Annotated in this window: 17 protein-coding genes and 1 pseudogene; 10 read left to right on the plus strand and 8 right to left on the minus strand. The window is 54.5% G+C overall.

Annotated elements, in window-relative coordinates:
• Positions 1 to 5: 5 nt before the first annotated feature.
• Genes KTE_RS38475 through KTE_RS38495 form a run of 5 tightly spaced genes read right to left on the minus strand, consistent with a single transcriptional unit; the run spans position 6 to position 4536 of the window.
• Positions 6 to 1292, minus strand: a complete 1287-nt coding sequence (locus tag KTE_RS38475; RefSeq protein WP_201391327.1) for a Ni/Fe hydrogenase subunit alpha — start codon at positions 1290 to 1292, stop codon at positions 6 to 8.
• A complete protein-coding gene (locus tag KTE_RS38480; protein ID WP_201391329.1) occupies positions 1273 to 2061 on the minus strand; it encodes a hypothetical protein in 789 nt (262 codons plus the stop codon). The genes KTE_RS38475 and KTE_RS38480 overlap by 20 nt, the downstream gene beginning before the upstream one ends.
• Position 2062: 1 nt before the next feature.
• Positions 2063 to 2905 (minus strand): FAD/NAD(P)-binding protein, encoded by an 843-nt coding sequence (locus KTE_RS38485; RefSeq protein ID WP_201391331.1) that lies wholly within the window; start codon positions 2903 to 2905, stop codon positions 2063 to 2065.
• 4 nt (positions 2906 to 2909) lie between these two features.
• Positions 2910 to 3377 (minus strand): cyclic nucleotide-binding domain-containing protein, encoded by a 468-nt coding sequence (locus KTE_RS38490; protein ID WP_201391333.1) that lies wholly within the window; start codon positions 3375 to 3377, stop codon positions 2910 to 2912.
• Positions 3358 to 4536 carry a 4Fe-4S dicluster domain-containing protein gene (locus tag KTE_RS38495; protein ID WP_201391334.1) on the minus strand — a complete coding sequence of 393 codons (1179 nt, stop codon included), beginning with the start codon at positions 4534 to 4536 and terminating at the stop codon, positions 3358 to 3360. The genes KTE_RS38490 and KTE_RS38495 overlap by 20 nt, the downstream gene beginning before the upstream one ends.
• A gap of 371 nt (positions 4537 to 4907) precedes the next feature.
• Between KTE_RS38495 and KTE_RS38500 the strand changes: the two genes are divergently transcribed.
• The 3 genes from KTE_RS38500 (at position 4908) to KTE_RS38510 (ending at position 7595) form a co-directional block, all read left to right on the plus strand.
• Positions 4908 to 5465 carry a universal stress protein gene (locus KTE_RS38500; RefSeq protein ID WP_201391337.1) on the plus strand — a complete coding sequence of 186 codons (558 nt, stop codon included), beginning with the start codon at positions 4908 to 4910 and terminating at the stop codon, positions 5463 to 5465.
• A 52-nt stretch (positions 5466 to 5517) separates the two neighbouring features.
• Positions 5518 to 6339 carry an ATP-binding protein gene (locus tag KTE_RS38505; protein WP_201391339.1) on the plus strand — a complete coding sequence of 274 codons (822 nt, stop codon included), beginning with the start codon at positions 5518 to 5520 and terminating at the stop codon, positions 6337 to 6339.
• 221 nt (positions 6340 to 6560) lie between these two features.
• Positions 6561 to 7595, plus strand: coding sequence for a universal stress protein (locus KTE_RS38510; RefSeq protein WP_201391341.1), 1035 nt, complete (start codon positions 6561 to 6563; stop codon positions 7593 to 7595).
• A 32-nt stretch (positions 7596 to 7627) separates the two neighbouring features.
• On the opposite strand, the gene KTE_RS38515 is transcribed toward KTE_RS38510, so the two are convergent.
• Positions 7628 to 7969 carry a hypothetical protein gene (locus KTE_RS38515; RefSeq protein ID WP_201391343.1) on the minus strand — a complete coding sequence of 114 codons (342 nt, stop codon included), beginning with the start codon at positions 7967 to 7969 and terminating at the stop codon, positions 7628 to 7630.
• A gap of 420 nt (positions 7970 to 8389) precedes the next feature.
• Here KTE_RS38515 and KTE_RS48335 point away from each other — a divergent pair, with 420 nt between their 5' ends.
• The 4 genes and pseudogenes from KTE_RS48335 (at position 8390) to KTE_RS38530 (ending at position 12499) form a co-directional block, all read left to right on the plus strand.
• The gene (locus KTE_RS48335; RefSeq protein WP_236600906.1) at positions 8390 to 8941 is read left to right on the plus strand and encodes a transposase; all 552 of its coding nucleotides are present in this window, start codon (positions 8390 to 8392) and stop codon (positions 8939 to 8941) included.
• Positions 8829 to 9434: a hypothetical protein gene (locus KTE_RS48340; protein ID WP_236600907.1), complete on the plus strand. Its 606-nt coding sequence runs from the start codon at positions 8829 to 8831 to the stop codon at positions 9432 to 9434. Before KTE_RS48335 ends, KTE_RS48340 begins: the two co-directional genes overlap by 113 nt.
• Positions 9435 to 10349: 915 nt before the next feature.
• Positions 10350 to 10718: pseudogene (locus KTE_RS50195) on the plus strand (universal stress protein); the annotation flags it as partial.
• A 749-nt stretch (positions 10719 to 11467) separates the two neighbouring features.
• Positions 11468 to 12499, plus strand: a complete 1032-nt coding sequence (locus KTE_RS38530) for a universal stress protein (RefSeq protein WP_201391347.1) — start codon at positions 11468 to 11470, stop codon at positions 12497 to 12499.
• Between the two features lie 61 nt (positions 12500 to 12560).
• Here the strand turns inward: KTE_RS38530 and KTE_RS38535 are convergent, their stop codons facing one another.
• Complete coding sequence (locus KTE_RS38535; protein WP_201391349.1) at positions 12561 to 12893, minus strand: hypothetical protein; 333 nt, start codon at positions 12891 to 12893, stop codon at positions 12561 to 12563.
• A 356-nt stretch (positions 12894 to 13249) separates the two neighbouring features.
• Between KTE_RS38535 and KTE_RS38540 the strand changes: the two genes are divergently transcribed.
• The gene (locus tag KTE_RS38540) at positions 13250 to 14290 is read left to right on the plus strand and encodes an NAD(P)-dependent oxidoreductase (RefSeq protein ID WP_201391351.1); all 1041 of its coding nucleotides are present in this window, start codon (positions 13250 to 13252) and stop codon (positions 14288 to 14290) included.
• A 95-nt stretch (positions 14291 to 14385) separates the two neighbouring features.
• Entirely contained in the window at positions 14386 to 15081 is a 696-nt protein-coding gene (locus KTE_RS38545) for a VIT1/CCC1 transporter family protein (RefSeq protein ID WP_201391352.1), read from the plus strand.
• A 49-nt stretch (positions 15082 to 15130) separates the two neighbouring features.
• On the opposite strand, the gene KTE_RS38550 is transcribed toward KTE_RS38545, so the two are convergent.
• Positions 15131 to 17191 carry a PAS domain S-box protein gene (locus KTE_RS38550; RefSeq protein WP_201391355.1) on the minus strand — a complete coding sequence of 687 codons (2061 nt, stop codon included), beginning with the start codon at positions 17189 to 17191 and terminating at the stop codon, positions 15131 to 15133.
• A gap of 422 nt (positions 17192 to 17613) precedes the next feature.
• Between KTE_RS38550 and KTE_RS38555 the strand changes: the two genes are divergently transcribed.
• Positions 17614 to 18258 carry a DoxX family membrane protein gene (locus tag KTE_RS38555; RefSeq protein ID WP_201391357.1) on the plus strand — a complete coding sequence of 215 codons (645 nt, stop codon included), beginning with the start codon at positions 17614 to 17616 and terminating at the stop codon, positions 18256 to 18258.
• Position 18259 lies beyond the last annotated feature (1 nt).

Here is an 18259-nt window from a genome sequence, read left to right on the forward strand (position 1 = left end):
AGGGATCATCTCTCAATGGTGAGTTTAAGGAAGTGGGTCGCGCACGAGATACAGGGGTCGTAGTTCCGCACCATCTGTTCACAGCGTTGCAGGAGCTGGTCGCCAGGAGCGTTCAGGACCTGAGGGATGTAGCGGCGAAGATCCTCTTCGATCATCTTCTGGTTTTGTGAAGTGGGGGGAATGATTTTTGCCTTCAGAATCAAACCCTCCTCATCAAGCTGGTAGTGATGATAGAGGATGCCCCGCGGTGCTTCGGTGATGCTCCATCCTTCAGAGGCGCGTGGGACAACTTCGATGGCCGCGCGATCAGGTGGCTCGTATTGCTCAATCAGCCGCAAGGCTTCATGGCAGGCATAGAGCACCTCAAGGCTACGCACGATAATGCTGCGGAAGGGATTGCGACAGATAGGCCCTAGCCCCGCGCCCCTGGCCTCTTCCTGGATGAGTTCAGGGAACTGGTCAAAGTTGAGGGTATAGCGAGCCAGGGGGCCCACACAGTAGGGGCCAATACCCTTATGCACCGCGTGTAGCGCGTGCGAGTAGGGGACCTGCTCTTCGATGAAGTGCTGCTCAAACTCCCGCGCATTCAGCGATACCCCCCTGGTCGTGGTCAGCCGCCCCTCATCCAGAGGATATTCGTGCGCGGGACAGAGGGCAACGAACTCATACGCCTGCTCAAAATCAGGATAGGGAAATTGAGCGGTCCAGCGCACTGTCTCTAAGGCCGCCTGGCGAGCCCATTTTACTTGTTCCGCTAGCGGAGCGAGGTCCCGCCTGGAGGGGAGTTTGTAGAAGCCACCCACGCGTACATTGATGGGATGGACCTCGCGTCCCCCGATACAGGCAATGATGGCGTTCCCGGCTTTCTTGAGTTGTAGTCCCCGGCGAACCACCTCGGGATAATCCTTCGCCATCTGAATACTGTCGGGATATCCTAAAAAGTCGGGGGCATGCAAGAAGAAGATATGCAGGGCATGGCTGGATATCCATTCGCCACAGTAGAGCAAACGACGCAGCAGGCGAAGCTGGCCTTCTACTTTGATCCCCAACGCGTCTTCCATCGCGTGGACAGCGCTCATCTGGTAGGCGATAGGGCAGATGCCGCAGATGCGCGCCGTGATGTCGGGGGCTTCGCTATAGGCCCGGCCTCGTAACAGCGCTTCAAAAAAGCGCGGTGGCTCAAAGATCTTCAATTTGACATCGGTGACCTGGCTGCCTTTTACCTGAACATGGAGCGCGCCCTCGCCCTCCACGCGAGCCAGGTAGTCGACGTTATAGGTTTTGCTGTTCATATGTCTCACTCTCCCGGCGGAAGGCCTCAGCATACGCATTCACGCCTCGCAATACACGCACGACCTCCTGCCTGCGGAGTCCACACTGGCACAACTGCGCGCTGAGGGCCGCCATGTTTGGCGTCTCTTTGGGTCCATAGCAACCATAGCAGCCACGGTTATAGGCTGGGCAGATCGCGCCACAGCCCGCGTGCGTGACCGGTCCCAGACACGGCGTGCCTTGCGCGACCATCACGCAGACCGTCCCCCTGCGTTTACACTCCATGCAGACACTGTACGCGGGGATGTTGGGCTTGCGACCATGCAGATAGGCGCTGATTACCTCCAAAAGCTGCTGCTTATTAATGGGACAGCCAGAGAGTTCGAAATCGACCCGGACATGGCTGGCAATGGGAGTCGAGGTCTGAAGCGTCTCAATATAGTTTGGAGAGGCATAGACCAGCGCCAGGTACTCCTGGCTATCTTGAAAGTTCCGCAGCGCCTGAATGCCACCCGCCGTCGCGCACGCACCAATGGTGACCAGGTACTTCGAGGCACGGCGGACATGCTGGATACGCTCCAGGTCATGGGGCGTCGAAATGGAGCCTTCCACGAGTGAGAGATCGTAGGGGCCTGGCTGGATAGCCTGGGAGGCTTCGAGGAAATAGGCGATCTCGATCTCGCCCGCCAATGTTAAGAGCTCATCCTCGCAATCAAGCAGACTCAACTGGCAGCCATCGCAGGAGGCGAATTTCCAGACCGCGAGTTTGGGCTTATGGGTCGCACTCATCTCAGACCTCCCGCACATTCAACAGATGCTGGACACGGTGATACGGAAAAATCGGACCATCTTTACAGACAAAGTAGGGCGCGAACTGGCAGTGACCACACCAGCCCGTGGCGCACTGCATATTGCGCTCTAAGGAGACATAGATCTGCTCCGGGGTCAGGCCGCGCTTTGCGAGCTCAAGTGCGGAAAAACGCATCATAATCTCTGGCCCGCAGAGAAAGGCCAGCGTGTTGGAGGGATCACATGCCACGCGGGGAATGATGCGCGTTACCACGCCGACGTTGCCGCGCCAGTCTCCGGGCGCGGCATCTACCGTGACCTTGATCTCGAAATCAAAGCGGGTTCGCCAGCGCGCGAGTTCGCGGGCATACAGGACATCGGCGGGTGTACGTGCTCCATAGATCAGGGTCATACGCCCATACTTTGCGCGCTGCTCCGCGACCTGGTAGAGCACAGGTCGCAAGGGTGCGAGTCCCAGGCCGCCTGCGATGATGAGAATATCTTTGCCCTCAGCCTGTTCTAGGGGCCAGTGGCTGCCGAAGGGACCACGCACGCCAAGTGTCTCACCTGCCTTGAGCTGGCAGAGCGCCCGGGAGACGGCCCCAACCGTGCGTATGGTGTGAAGCAGGGGCCTCGCTCTCAAGGGATGCCCGCTGATCGAAACAGGAATTTCGCCCGCGCCAAAGATGTAGAGCATATTGAATTGCCCGGTGGCGAAGGACGGAATTTCACCACCATCTACGGGCTCGAGAGCAAGCGAAACGGTATCGCGTATTTCATGCCAGCGCCGCCGCACCTGGTACAGCCGGGGGAGCGTGACTTGTGTCTGAGCGGGCTCCATCATTCCCTCACCCCTGTGGGTTATAGATGTCGAGTAATTGCATGCGTGTGACTTGTAAGCGCTCGATCAGGATTTGCGTAAAGCGCGTCATCAATTCATAGCCAAACAGGTGGTCTTGCTTGGCTTGCATACGCAGAAATGTTCCATCGATCTCAATGGCATGTGTTGGCAGAAGCGCTCGCGCATCAAAATGCCAGATATAGGGTGAGAAGAGCCAGGACCAACCAAGCACCTCACCAGACTCCAGGGTATCGATCAACAAGGGGCCGCGTGGTGCGGCGCTTATCTCCAGCGCGACTTTGCCCGAGCTCAGAAGATAGAACTGGGACGCAGGTTCCCCCGCATGAAAAATGTAGGTTCCAGCATCAAAGCTCGTTTCAACCGCGCATTCATAGAGCAGGCGCCTGTAGCGGGGAGCGATGCCGATAAAGAACGGATGGGCGTTAATGGCTGCTTCAAGGGGTGGGGTGCTCATAATCCTCGTCTCCTTTCCGGACAAAGGAATCACTCGCGCGTATGGCGCGAACCTCTGCTGTAATATCGATGCCGACTGGGCACCAGGTAATGCAGCGCCCACATCCGACGCATCCTGAGCTCCCGAACTGATCAATCCATGTCCCCAGCTTATGCGTCATCCACTGACGATAGCGGGATTTCGCGGACGAGCGCACGCTCCCACCGTGCAAATAGGAGAAGTCCTGGGAAAAGCAAGAATCCCAGGTGCGCCAGCGCTCGGCCTGTGTTCCAGTGACATCTGTCGTGTCTTCTACCGAGGTACAAAAACACGTGGGGCAGACCATGGTGCAGTTGCCACAGGTCAGGCAGCGCGTGGCGACATTCTCCCATTGCGGGTGCTCAAGGTTGCGAGAGAGCAGATCCTTGATATCAGTGGTATCCATGGTCTTGCCCATTTGCTGACTGGCCTGCTCCGTAAGAGCGTAGGCTTGCTGGATTGCCTCCTCGCTTGCCTCTACATGGTCAATCGCCTCGAGGAGCTCTGCCCCAAGCGCGGTTCCCGTTTCCGCGACAAAATAATGGCGGGGTGGCGTTAGCACTTCGGTGAGCGCCAGGTCAAAGCCATGGCTCGCCCGGGGACCGGTTTGCATCGAGGTACAGAAGCAGGTGCCGCCCGCCTGGCCACACTGCACCGCGATAATGCAAATGTTGTTGCGCCGTTCCTGGTAAGCGGGATCAACATACCTGTCTCCCAGGAAGACGCGGTCCTGAATGAAAATGGCATGCAAATCGCAGGAGCGTACGCCGATAAAGGCCCGCTTAGGCACTTCTGACAGTTCAGGGGTGATCTGAAAACTCGTTCCCGTGTGTTCGCGCCTGGCACGCCAGAGACGGAGTACGGGAGGATGCAGGAAACGCTTCCATGAATGAGGCCCTACATTGTAGCCAAAGAGCGCCTCGTCATCACGCTTTTTTAAGCGATAATAGCCCTCACGCTGCTCATCGGTATAGCCAATAGGAAGATCATCTACGGAAGTAATCACATCGTACATGATGGCACAGTCACGTACCGTTGGTCCGATAAGCTGATAGCCATGGGTTGAGAGCACTTCAAACAATTGCTGGATATGCTGACGCTCTACCACGGCATAGGTCCTGGTTATTGAAGCGGCAGTCATCGTTGATAGATCCTTTCTGTTCTTTGGGAGATGCAATCAACCAACACGTTCATGCTCTTCATCTCCTGACGATTCAGCTATTCCTAATGCCATTCCTCTCAGGTATATATGATGTTCTCAGATAATTTCAATATAGTCACACAAGAAAACCTTCACATCACGAAAAGCACACAATGCCTCGTTCCCTTTGTACCATGGAGTCGAGAGCATAGGGTAGAAGCGTGAAGGCATTGTGAATACAAGCAAAGCACTGGTGATGGTTTTGTAATATTCATAGGATATTGTTGCTATGATGAATAGGAAGCTTTGTTCTTGACTGCGACAAATCTTTTTTCCGAGATATAGATTGTGAAGCAAAGGAGGTGACGGTTATGGGTAGCCGTTTTCTATTGCCCTTCGTAGAAGATATAGACCTGGAGGCACTGAACAAGGCGGCACGCTTTGCGCGCAAACACAGAGCGGTCTTGACCCCTCTTGCTTTGCTTCCTCTCTCAGAACAACAATGGGCAGAGGGTCCACGCCTCGAACTGATTGAGCAGGCGAATGACTTTCTTGAAGCCATACGCTGTCAAGCTGCGCAAGTAAGGGTCGCTATAGAGCCATGCGCCATAGAAACGCGAGATGCGGCGCGTAGCATTCAGATCTTTGCGCAAGAAATGATGTGTGACAAGATCCTCCTCTTTATCCGCGAGAGTAGGACTGTCTTACTCCCACGACCCATCGCGCAGCAGGTATTGGATGAGGTTACCAGTTCCCTCTGCCTTTTCCGCCTGGAAGAGCGGCCTGGAATGAAACTAGTACAAAAACTGATGCACTGGATGTCCAACCTTCTCTATCCTGAAGCAGAGGAGCACCAAACGTTGCCAGGAACAACGGAAAATAGGTTGAGAAGTTTGACACATGTCGACCATGCGCCCCATGAGCAATAAAAGTAACTAGTGCTGGGTGCAAGGTCTCCTAGACCTAGAAATGGAGCTAGAGATGGCACAGCACCATGATCTCGCAATGAACTTCCTCCAGGCCTATATCGCGGAGACCGGGGATACCGATCTCTACACACTTTTCCCTTTTTATATCTGTTACCGAGCTTGCGTACGCGGCAAGGTGACCTCATTCCTCCTCGATGATCCCGAGATCGAAACTAATCAGAGCAGGCAAGCTATTCAGGAGGCCTCTGACCTCTTTGCCTTCGCCGTTCGCACCACAAACAGCGACACGCACCACCCGCTGCTACTCTGCATAGGCGGGCTCATGGGGAGCGGGAAGAGCACGCTCGCTCACGCATTGCAACAGTATCTCTCCTTTCCCTTGTTCTCCTCGGATGTCATCCGTAAACAACTCACACAGCAGTCGCCCGCTATGCATCAGGCGGAACATTATGGCAAAGGAACCTATACCCCCTCCTGGAACAGGAAGACGTATGCTGCTCTCGCACAACGCGCGCTACCATATCTGGAGCAGGGGCAGTCGGTAATCTTTGATGCCAGCTTTTCACGTCGAGAGGAACGACAGGTATTGGCGCATACAGCGGTGACATTGGGGCCAAGGTTGTCTTTATCGAGTGTGTCTGCCCGCCGCCAGAGGTCGCGCTGGCACGGCTCCATGGTCGCTGGCAAAGCCATTTCGATGGTACCAACCATGAAGCGTCCCCTGAAGCTATTCTGGCTTCAGATGGTCGCCCAGATTTGTACGCCGTACAGGCTGCACACTGGGAACCCTTTGAGTCTGCATTGGAGCCAGGGGTTACACATATCCTTCTCACAACGACCTCTCCTCTTATGGAAACAGTACAACAACTTCTGACAAGGTCACCGCTAGAGTGTACCTCGCGCTACGCTTAGTCTAGTAGTAGAATAAGCTGTAACGACACTGCGAGTGCCGTGATCGAGCTGTGATATGCTTTCGTAAGAGCGAGAGAAACATGTGAGGCATAACAACTACACTCCTGGTAACACAATATTGATACCATCTTGATGCCGCGATCTGATGAGTGTCAAGGTCAAAGTGGACGAAGGAGATCATCTATGTTCAAGCGCATACTTATCCCACTTGACGGCTCAAAACGTGCTGAAGAGGCGTTACCTATGGCGGCTTTCCTGGCACGTGCAACTGGCGCCTCGCTATTGCTTGTGAAAGTAATTACGCCTGAGCTTCTCTATACAAGTCTCTATCCAACAGTACCTGGCTACATGGCTGAGCAAATTCGTACAACATTTGTCCATGATGCCCAGACCTATCTCAAACACGTCATTCGTACCTCGAAACTGGAGGATATCGCTGTATCCACAGAGGTGGTGATTGGTATCCCCGGTACTACAATTGTACAGCTTGCGGGAGAGCGACTGGCAGACCTCATCGTAATGCGAAGCCAGGGGCAGACAGGGGTTGCACGCTGGTTCTTTGGCAGCATCGCCCAGTATGTAATTCGTCACAGTCCAGTCCCGGTTTTAGTCATGCGCGACGGGTGTTCCCCTCTAATGCTTCAACCAGGCCAGTCATTCCACGTGCCACGAGTATTGGTGCCACTAGATGGCTCACCAGAGGCTGAGGAAGCCTTGCTGCCCGCGGCGGAGATGGCGCGCCTCCTGGCGGGCAGCGCACAAGGGCAGATCCATCTTACCTGCGCTATCCGCTCCGTCACTGCTCATGAGCATTTCACAAGCGCTCAGGCGGAGCAGCAAAATAAGGCCGTGCAGGCGGAAGCAGAGGCCTACCTGGCTTCGATTGCCACACGTCTGCGTATGGGCGAGTTTGCCTCCTCGACATTTGCGACAAGTTATTCCGTGGTAACGTATACACGTGAAGAGGAGATCTGGAAGCGCATTTTTCGTGAAAGCGAGTGTATTGGCGATGTCCCGGGATACGCAGGCTGCGATCTGATCGCTATGTCTACCCATGGTAGAACTGGTTTACAACACCTCTTACATAGAAGTATTACCGAACATGTACTGGACATGACAACGGTGCCTCTGCTGATTGCACACACGCATGCCACGCCCAAAGAATATATCCCGAGCGCAGCAACAGTTTCGCATCAGGAGATACAGCAACCGGGATAGAGGCTCGCCACCAAGAGTCCCCTGTATATCTTTTAAGAGGCTAAAGAAGGAACATGCAGAGAATAAGCATGTTCCTTCTCTCGTGTTTGGGGAAGCTTCCCTGCACGCAGCGCGAAGTCCTCCAGGGCGATTCCTCCCGCCATCATAAGCACAATCACCGTCTCCGCGAGATACTCTTGTAAAAGCAGCGAACCAATGATGGCGAGTATCGCGATAAGGTCAACGCTCATTTCACGACGCCACAGGTGCTTGAGCGTATCCCACATGAGAGGGAGGCCGCCCAGGAGGATACCGCTAAAGAGCAGCCAATGCGAGATGAATGGCAGCCTGGTCAGCCAGAAGCCAGCGCTGAGTACCAGGAGCACCAGCGTCAAGATGGGGACCGGGTAGCGTTTATAAGCGATCAGGCTCTCTGCCTGCCAGGGGCAGGCGCTTCCCGCGCTTGATATAGCGTGGCCTCTGTTGACCAGTCCTGCTGCGTTTGCGTCATCTGCTTAATCCACCTTCTATACCTCGCGTGTGCCAGAGAACATGGTCCGCGATAAACAACTCTCCACTTAAAGATATGCTCACAAGTTCTCACGGTCGTCACTTCATAGCCTTCTGGTTCTCTCATTTTGCTCACAGTGCATTGCACAGAGAAGCGCAATAATCACATGAGTGCCTTTTTGCGGCAATAATATAGCCTACAAAGTTTCTAGTTTGGACTAACTAAGAACTGGGTGACCTCCCTTGCGAAAAGCCACCCAAGCGAGTAAGGTTCCTGTATTACGAATACGCAGGAGCTTGCTCGAATGCACCTTAACACATGGAACGAATTTCGTCACGCCGTGTACAGCAGCTTTCTCCAGGGAAAAGACGCCTTGTTCAACTTGTTGGACGCCCTGCTGAGCGAGTGTGAGGCTCAATCGCTGATCGAATTGTCGCTGTCGCCGCATTTTCAACGGACGTGGGACAGCGTCTATGAAGCCTTGTCGGACGGCAAAATCGACGAGCGCCGTTTGCGCGAGTTGTTTCTTGAGTACCTCGTTCGACCAGCCCTGGATCACCCCTTGCGCATTGGCATAGATGCCAGCAACATTGCGCGTCCCAAAGCGGTGACCTCGCCGGATCGCAGCGGGCAAAAGGTACCCAATTTGCCGGATGGAGAACAGGCCATTACCTACGGGTGGCAGTTTTCGACCGTGGTCGCCCTGCCAGCCACCCCAGGTAGCTGGACCTACGTCCTGGACCATGCGCCGCATCGAGACCTCGACCACTGCGGCCCAGGTGGCCGCTCTCCAACTGGCGCGTCTGGCTCCTCACCTCCCGAAAAACACCCTGGCCTACATGGATCGTGGGTATGACTCGGCCTGGTTGTGGTGCCAACTCAGTGGCTTGCCGATCACAGGAACCTTGATCCGACTCAAAGGCAATCGCTGTTTTTACCGCCCCGCTCCTCCCCCAACAGGCAAACGCGGTGCGCCTCGCAAATGGGGCGACAAGTTGCAACCATCCGACAAGGCAACGCACGCGGACCCAACGGGAGAGTGGAGCGGGCAGGACCAGGCGGGCCGTCCTGTCGAGGTGAGCGTTTGGCAACAGATGCACCTCAAAAATGCGGCCTGGCTGGACGTGACGGTGGTCCGCGTCGTGCGGCCGACAGCGAGTCGAACCAAACGTGATCCACGGACCAGTTGGTTTGTCTGGATCGGCGATCCGCAAGCCGATGTCGCTCAGGTTGCCTTGGGATACGTCCATCGCTTTAGTCAGGAACATGGATACCGCTTTGAGAAACAAAGCTTGTTGTGGGACAAACCGCGCGTGCGCACCCCACAACAATTTACTGTCTGGAGTTAGCTCGTTGCCATCGCTCACAATATCATTGTTCTCGCTCGTGATGAGGTCCAGGCTCAGTTTCGCCCGTGGGAAAACAAGCAACGTTGTCCGAGCCCACAACAGGTGCGTCGCGGGCTTCACAAATTGTTGCCACATTCGGGGTCCCCTGCCCGACCCCCACAACCACGTGGAAAATCGGCGGGCAGAGCAAAAGGCACGAAATTGCCGAAGCGAACGCGCTATCCCCTGACTCGGCAGGAGCCTAAAGTCCCTGCTTTGCTTCCACTGTAGCGGATTTGCTCGCTTTTTCATCGTTCTGGGCTGCTTTCACGGAACTTCAATCGATGTTCTGGCGGGTAGCCGTTAGTCCAAACAAGAAACAAAGTACTTTTTGCCAGGAAAAATGTGAAACGTTGGTGAGAGATTTAACCTGCTTTGTGATCGCCTTGAGAAGTGTATGACCTATATTATAAGTGTAGGAGGGGAGGAGGAATGGTGGAATGAGGACATGGACGGTGGATGCTGAGCAGATCGACCATAGACAAAAGAGCCGACCCTATGACCTCGCCCGAGCAGGGCCGCGTAAAGCACAGAGGTTGAAGATCCGTCTTCGGCATTCACTGCTCCATTCCTCATATGTTCCGGGACTCCAACTAGAAAATAAGAAAGCAAAGAGTCTGACACACCAGCAAACGAAACAGAAGCAAAAGAGAACTGGCGCCTAAGGCCAGTTCTCTTTTGCAGTTCGATGTCTTCGGAAGAGCCTGTTTTGGGCAGGTCATTGTGATCGTTTCGTGTGGAGGAGTGAGGCTCCTGTGATAAGGCGGTGAATATGCTGGTCTATGCTTGTGAAAGACGGCGGGGAAACGTTTTTCCCCACCTCTTCCAGAGAACGGCAGTATATCGTAACCATTGTCACAAGGGAGGAGCGCACGTATGTTTCGCCAAATTCTTGTTCCACTGGATGGTTCCCCGCGCGCGGAGCACGCTATCCCTATCGCGGCCCAGATGGCTCAGGCCCAGCATGGAAGCCTTGTGTTATTACGCGTCGTCACGCCAGCGATTGAGTGGTGGCCCGCGTCTCTGGCGCTTCCGGCATCAGCTCAAATTGCGACGGCCTCCGCGTGTGAGGAAGCAAACGCCTACCTGGATACCCTGCTCGCCTTACCCTGGTTGCAACATTGTCCAGTTGAACTCCTGGTCGTCGTTGGACCTGTTGTCTCAACGCTTCTCGATGTGGCGTGTACGCACGCTTGCGATGCTATTATCTTGTGCACCCGCGACCACGAGTCTTTGTCTTACCAGGTGAGCAGGAGCGTGACCAGAGAGGTACTACGTCACACAGCATTACCCGTCCTCATCTTGCATGAGCATGGACCACATCCACACATTGTCCCGGGCCAAGCACGACGACCATTACACCTGTTCGTGGCCGCGAACGAGCGAACCCATGCCTGCTCCGTGTTCCAGGCGACAGCGTTCCTGGCCAGGGTGCTTGCCTCCGGGCGGGCCGTCGTTCACCTGGTAGGAACTGTGCAAAGTAACGCTACCAGAGAATCCCTGGAGAAGGAAATTTCCTCCGTTCAGGAACATCTACGCGCCATCAAAGATTCCATGTTTGATGATAGCGCCGGGAACCATCTCCCCGTCACCTGGAGCCTTGATGTGGGCAGCGACATCACAGATCTCCTGATACGGTGTGCTGAACACAGGGAAGCGTCAGAAAAAGCAACCACGGCTGGGACGCCTGATACCATCCTGCTCCTCATGAAGGATGAGGCCTATGGAACCACGCCCTGGCCGATGGGCGATGTGATTGAACGTGTGCTGGTCCAGACGAACCTACCCCTCCTCGTTATCGAGGCAAGCGAGCAGCGACCAAGGGATGTGCGGACCTGTGAGAAAACTGCCGTGAGAGGCTCTGTGGTGCAGGCATAGTAGGATGAGCGTTTTACGATGAGAGTCATCGTAGGCCATGATGAAAAGCGAAGGGAAAGGTCCGTACTGCCCGATACAGTGGGCAGGCGCTTTCCTCAAGAAGAAGGAGTTGTCTTATGATGAGACGGATTCTTGTTCCCCTGGATGGTTCAACGCGGGCGGAAGGCGCTTTGCTTCCCGCGGCACAGCTGGCGCACAAGACTGGCGGATCACTCTTTCTGGTGCGCGCGACCTTGCTTCCTATGGAGTATGCGTGGATCTCTGCTGATGCAACGATGATCCTGGCCGATGCCATAGAAGCCGACCAGAAAAGCGCGCACGATTACCTCAATCAGGTCACGACCTTTCCCTGTTTGGAGGGCCTTGAAGTGACCACGAGCGTTGTTCAGGGTGATCCCGCGACCGCGATTCTGGAGTATGTCCAGCAAGAGGAGGCGGACCTGATTGTCATGTGCCGTCACGGCAAAGGAGATGCGAAACGCTGGCTGCTGGGAAGCGTCGCCCAAAAGGTCGCGCGCCATAGCCAGGTCCCGGTCCTGGTGTTCCGTGAAGAGGATACCCCTGACATGTTCTCTACGAACCAGGAGATAGCGGTACTCGTTCCCCTGGATGGATCGGCGCTGGCTGAAGAGGCGTTGCAGCCGGCAATCGAATTGAGTTATGCCTTCTCACTCTCGGGCACGGCCACGCTACATCTCTTGTGTGTCCTCCCGCTTTTTGTGCAAGACGGCGTAACGGATAAAGAGGGCTCGCCGCTGATGCGCAACGCCCAGCGCTACCTGAAAGAGCTTGAGGTGCGACTTCTTCGTGAATGTCCACCAACGATGCACTTACATCTGACCTCCTCACTGCATTGTGATATCGAGGTTGCCCAGGCCATCCTCGACGCCAGCGAGAAGGGACACCTGGCAGACCAGAATACCCCTGGTTGTGAGTGTATCGCCATGGCGACCCATGGGCGCAAGGGGCTGGCGCGCTGGGCAATAGGAAGCATTACCGAGCGGGTGCTCTCAAGAGCCAGTCGACCACTACTCATCGTGCGACCAGCGAGCATACGCAAAGCCCATTCTGGTCCTCACGAGATACAACTGAAAAACGGAAAAACGCAAGAGGAATGGCAACAACACCCCTTCGTGGGATTGTTCTAGTGCTATTAGAGGGGAGGCGGTGATCATAATCACCGCCTCCTCAAAGAAGTACACGCGTGTGCTAGTGAACCGCGACAAGCGCGTGTTGGCGCACCTCTGTATGGCAGAGCTGAGCGGGGATATGCCCACGTAGATGAACGTGAAACGCGGGCTTTTGCGTCGAGTAGGTAGGGATGTAGATGGAGCTTTGCTGCCCATCCACAACTAGGAGGGCCATGGCCTCAAGAAGCTCAGGCCAGGAGCTTTCCAGGAATGCTAGCATATCTACTGCCTTCCAACCCTTTGTCTTACATCCCACTGAACCCAACACATTCTCATTGAATTCCATGACATGCTGAGGATACCGCTGCTCTGTTGCTAGTAGACAGATGTTAAGTGGTTCATAGAGTGTCATCACTATCCCCCTTTTCTCAGCTTTATATGAACTGCTTGATTTCTGTCAGTGGTGCTACTCTTTCCCGCATCGCGGACGAGAAATACATGCGCATCACCCGATAAAGCTGTAGAGTATCCTTCCTCCACCACAATATCTTCCTCTATAGAAGCATAACGTTGTTCCCTCACGACTGGATCACGAGCAAGGAACACGCCTTTCTCAAAACAATCACTGTCGAAATTCAACCTTTGTAAGGTGGTTGTGACACCAGAAGCTCTGCTTTGATAGGTTTGTGATGGCAGTTCTCTATGCTCTACTCTAGTGACCCCACACAATGGGAAGAGAATGTTTGGCCGCAAGAGAGGAGAGAACATATGTACACAGAAGATACACATCCAGCAAAGCGACAGATGCTTATTACTGAGGCCACTGCGGATGAAAGCCGGTACCTTACTGAACAGCTGGCATCAGATGAGCTGGCCATTCTGGCGATCCCGGGTCCCCTGGCAGATGCCAATCCAGAGATGCTGGCGCAAACGGAGATCCTTGTGCCCTTTGTGCACTCACATATTGGTTGTGAGCAGATGGAGAAGATGCCTAAATTGTGTTACATTACAACACGCTCAACGGGATACGAGCATATTCATCTCCCCTGCGCGACGCAACGTGGGATTGTGGTTTCGCATGTCCCGGGGTATGGGGAGAGCGCGGTCGCCGAGCATACATTTGCCCTGCTACTGGCTTTATCGCGCAAGCTCTACCGTATTCTGGCGCATGAGCGGGGGAAAGGTGTTGCAATGAGTGACCTATGTGGGATGGATCTCTTCGGCAAAACACTCGGCGTCATAGGTACCGGATCGATTGGTTCGCGTGTCATCCATATTGCCCGGGGGTTCGGGATGCAAGTACTGGTATACGATATACAGCGCAATCCACAGCTCGTAGACATGCCAGGTGTGACGTATGTTGATATGCCGTGCCTCTTAAAGCAGGCGGATATCGTCACATTGCATGTGCCAGCAAATCCGCAGACGTACCATCTCTTGAACCGTGAGACTCTGGGCTGGATGAAGCCAGGCTCGTTGCTCATAAATACCGCCCGTGGAGCGCTAGTAGATAACGAGGCCTTACTCTGGGCCTTGCACGCACATATCCTGGCAGGGGCTGGACTCGACACCGCCGAGGGCGAAGAGCTTCTCCAGTATGAAGGGAATATGTCTCCTATGCCCTCGCAAGCCGAGGAGTGCAAACAATTGCTTTCTTATCACGCGCTCTACCATCATCCCGACGTGATCATCACTCCCCATATGGCCTTTAACACAAGAGAAGCTTTGCGATGTATCCTCGACATCACTATTGAAAATATTCGCGGCTATTTGCACGCCAGGCCACAGCACCAGGTACCGCTTGGGTAAGCATACATCCGTTGTTGTCAGGAATGCGTACCTGGTTGGAGGTAAGTGAAGATGGGGTTTGAATACGTGTATACCTAAAGGACAGAAAGTAGATCATGCCACAAACACCACATATCGAGCGCCATTTCACCGCCAGCGATACTATTCGGGATATTGTCATTGGTATGTCGGATGGCCTCACCGTGCCATTTGCCCTTGCCGCTGGCCTTTCAGGAGCTGTGAGTTCGACCGCTATTATTGTGACAGCGGGACTCGCAGAAATCGCCGCAGGATCGATTGCAATGGGGCTTGGAGGGTATCTCGCTGCGCGCAGCGACGCGGAGCATTATGCAAGTGAGCGAAAACGAGAGCAACTGGAGGTCCAGGAGAAAGCAGGTGCGGAGAAAGAAGAGGTCAGAGAAATTTTCGCCTCGTACGGTTTGACGCCGGAACAGAGTGCCCCCATTGTGGACGCGTTAAGTAAGCGTCCCCAAGCCTGGGTTGATTTTATGATGCGCTTTGAACTTGGACTGGAAGAGCCAGATCCCAGGCGTGCCTTCGCCAGCGCGCTGACCATCGCGCTCTCTTATATCGTTGGTGGCATCATACCACTGAGTCCCTACATCCTGCTTGCCACTGCACAGACAGCCTTAATAACGTCCGTTGGTATCACCCTCCTGGCGCTCCTGATCTTTGGCTATGTCAAAGGGCGCTTCACAGGTACCAGGCCTCTGCGTAGTGGCTTGCAGACCGCCGTTATCGGTGGGGTAGCGGCTGCGGCTGCCTTTCTGATTGCGCGCGCTATTACATAGTCAACTTCTGGGCGCCTTCATCCATGCAATGGATAGGGCGAAATCCTCCTTATCTGTATGAGATGGTATCTGTGGTATCCGGTGTTGCCAATGGAAGCGTCAGGAAGAAGGTCGTGCCCTTCCCTTCTTTGGACTCAAACCAGAGCCGTCCTCCATGTTGCTCGATGAGCGTACGGCAGAGATAGAGACCCAGGCCAGTGCCAGTGATGCCAGCGGCCTTCGCATTATCGGCACGCATAAACCGGCCAAAGATTTGGGCTTGTTGCTGTTGAGGAATGCCAATACCAGCATCCTGCACACGAACGTCGACCGATTGGGCCGCGATATTCGCTTCAAGCTGCACAGTCACTGGCCCGCCTTGTGGACTATATTTGATCGCATTGGAGAGCAGATTCGTTAATACCTGTTCGATGCGCCTGGGATCGATAGGGGCTTCGAGGGTTGTGTGTTCTGTTCGCAATTCCAGGTGATGCCGGGTCGCCGTCTGACGAAAACGTTCCACAACCCGTTGTGCCAGGGAAATCATGTTTGTCGGAGCACGCTGTAAGACAATCTGGCCTGCTTGCAAACGAGTGACATCGAGGAGATCTTCGGTCAGATCCGTGAGGCGATCAGTCGCATACTCGATATCCTGTAACATCTCCTGCTGCCAGTCAGCCAGTTGTGGACCATGACCACGGGCCGTTTGCACGATCATGCTACTCACAGATGTTTTGAGGATCGCCAGGGGCGTACGCAATTCATGGGCCGCGATGCCAATAAATTCGTCCTTGAGATATTCCGTCTCTTTTAATGCACTGACATCCTGGTGAACGACCAGGGCCAGCGGCTCCTGTTCATGGGGCTGATTTTCTTGCGTCTCTGGCGTCTCTACACTGTGCCAGTATGCTGAAGTCAGCGGCACGGCATTGACCAGAATAGGGAGACTTTTCCCCGTGGGCTGACGAATAAATTCCTGATGCTGAAAGACGGTTTCCCCATGCAGGAGCGCGCGCATGGTCGCCCAAGCCTCTGAAGGGAACTGTTGTCCTTGCTGATCGACAATAGCAATAGTGTGCGTCTCGAGAAACGTCTGCATAGGCTGCTCGAGAGGCCAGACAGCACCCCAGATCGTGGCAGCCGCGCGATTCGCCAGCACCAGGCGCGCATCCTTCCCATGGACGACATAGATACTGCTTGGTAAGCTATCGAGAATTTGTTGGAGAAAGGTACGCTGGGATATGGTGGTAGCGTGGATCCGCGATTGGGCCTGTTCTACTTGCCTCCGCTCAGTAATGTCCCGGTTGATCTCTAAGATAGCTGTTGCTGATCCCTGTGGATTACGAATAAGAACCTGCCGGCTTTCTACAATCACGACATGGCCGTCACGATGGATATGGTGAAGTTCTCCCTCCCATCGGCCCTCTCGCTCAAGCTGTGCATCAATGGTCGCTTGACTCCCTGAAAAGCGGGTTTTCAGCAAGGTGTGCGTTATGCGCCCAAGAACTTCTTGAGCCGTCCAGCCGTAGAGTTCTTCCGCCCCATGGTTCCAGGAGAGGATGCGACTAATGGGATCTCGTACGAGAATAGCGTCGCGCGAGAGATTGATGAGATCGGCTTGCATACGGAGACGCTCGGCTTGCTGTAGACGCTCCTGCTCCAGAAGACGCTGGATGGTCATATCACGAATCGCGCCAATGACATGCACTGTGTCTCCCACGAGAACCGGGCGCAGGCTAATATCCACGGGAAATTCGCTTCCATCTTTCCGCTTCCCAAACAGATTGAGTCCGGCTCCCATAGATCGCATACGTGGTGCAGCAGTATACGTGGTGCGATGGGCGACATGTGCTGTCCGAAAACGTTCAGGAAGCAAGCACTCTAGAGGTTGACCGATCAACTCCTCTTGGCGATAGCCAAACAGGGCCACCATCTGCTTATTTGCAAAAACAATGGAGCCTTCATGACTGACCACAATCAATGCGTCGGGAGAGAGACGCAGCAGATCTCGTAACGTTGCCATAGTCGTGCACTCAAGGGCACTCATCTCTTTCTCCTCGATGAATGGCGTTGCTTCTGCGGCATATCTATCACCATGCTGTTGGTGGTGAGCGTGGCGATCCTGATTCATGAGCAAAAACCTCTTTGAGATATGATTGATGTTCGTTCGGTCGCTCTCTTCACTCGTGACTTTTCAACTATTTCCCAGCTTTGCTGGAACGAGAGGTGCGTTTGTCATCTGTTCGCACTGCTGTCTATCCTTTTCTTCTATAGATACTACCACATGAGGTTAACTATTCGGTAGGGGATGATACATGGACGGGGCTAACTTGGCCGAGTGCTATAAGCCTATTCTGGCTGTGATGTGCTCGTAAGGTTTTTGCGAGCGGTTGTGATGGGGGAGTGAGAAGAGAAGTGTATGCTTATGACTGTCAGAGAGATGGTGACCGCGAGCAGCACTCAACGGCGAGAGGATACGGTCACCACCTCTCTCAGAGAAACAGACCTTGTCATTATCTTGATCATAGATTTTCTTTCACGGAGGAGAGAAACATGAGTATGTTTAGCACACTTCAGCCTCGTACATCTACCCAGATTCCAGAGCCACCTGTGGCAAAATTTCTCTTTGCGGATGCGCGTATGGCGTGGCTCTGGCTCATCATTCGTGTATATGTCGGCTATGAATGGCTGACCGCTGGTTTCGAGAAGCTCACCGGTCACTCTATCGCCATTGGCTCCTTTGGCGAAGCTGCCAAAGGTGGCCCCTGGGTCTTCAGTGGACATGACGGCGTCGCTATCCAAGGGTTTGTTGCGGGCGCACTGGCCCAGGCAGGTGGACCACACCCGGCGGTACAGGGCTGGTACGCGGCCTTCCTCCAGCATGTAGTGCTCCCTCACGCGGGGATCTTTGCCTACACGGTTACCTTTGGCGAGGTGTTGATCGGTCTTGGCTTGATCTTTGGCGCCTTGACCGGTATCGCCGCCTTCTTCGGTGTCTTTATGAACCTGAACTACCTGCTGGCAGGGACGGTGAGCGTCAACCCGGTGATTGGTGCGTTGGCGCTCTTGCTGGTCCTGGGCTGGCGGATCGCGGGCTACTACGGCATTGACCGCTACCTGCTGCCGCTGCTGGGTACCCCCTGGACGGGTTCACTGACCAGGAAACAGACGCGCATTGCAACGGCTACTACAAGTTAGT

The sequence above is a fragment of the Ktedonobacter sp. SOSP1-85 genome, from assembly GCF_016587415.1.
GTDB lineage: Bacteria > Chloroflexota > Ktedonobacteria > Ktedonobacterales > Ktedonobacteraceae > Ktedonobacter.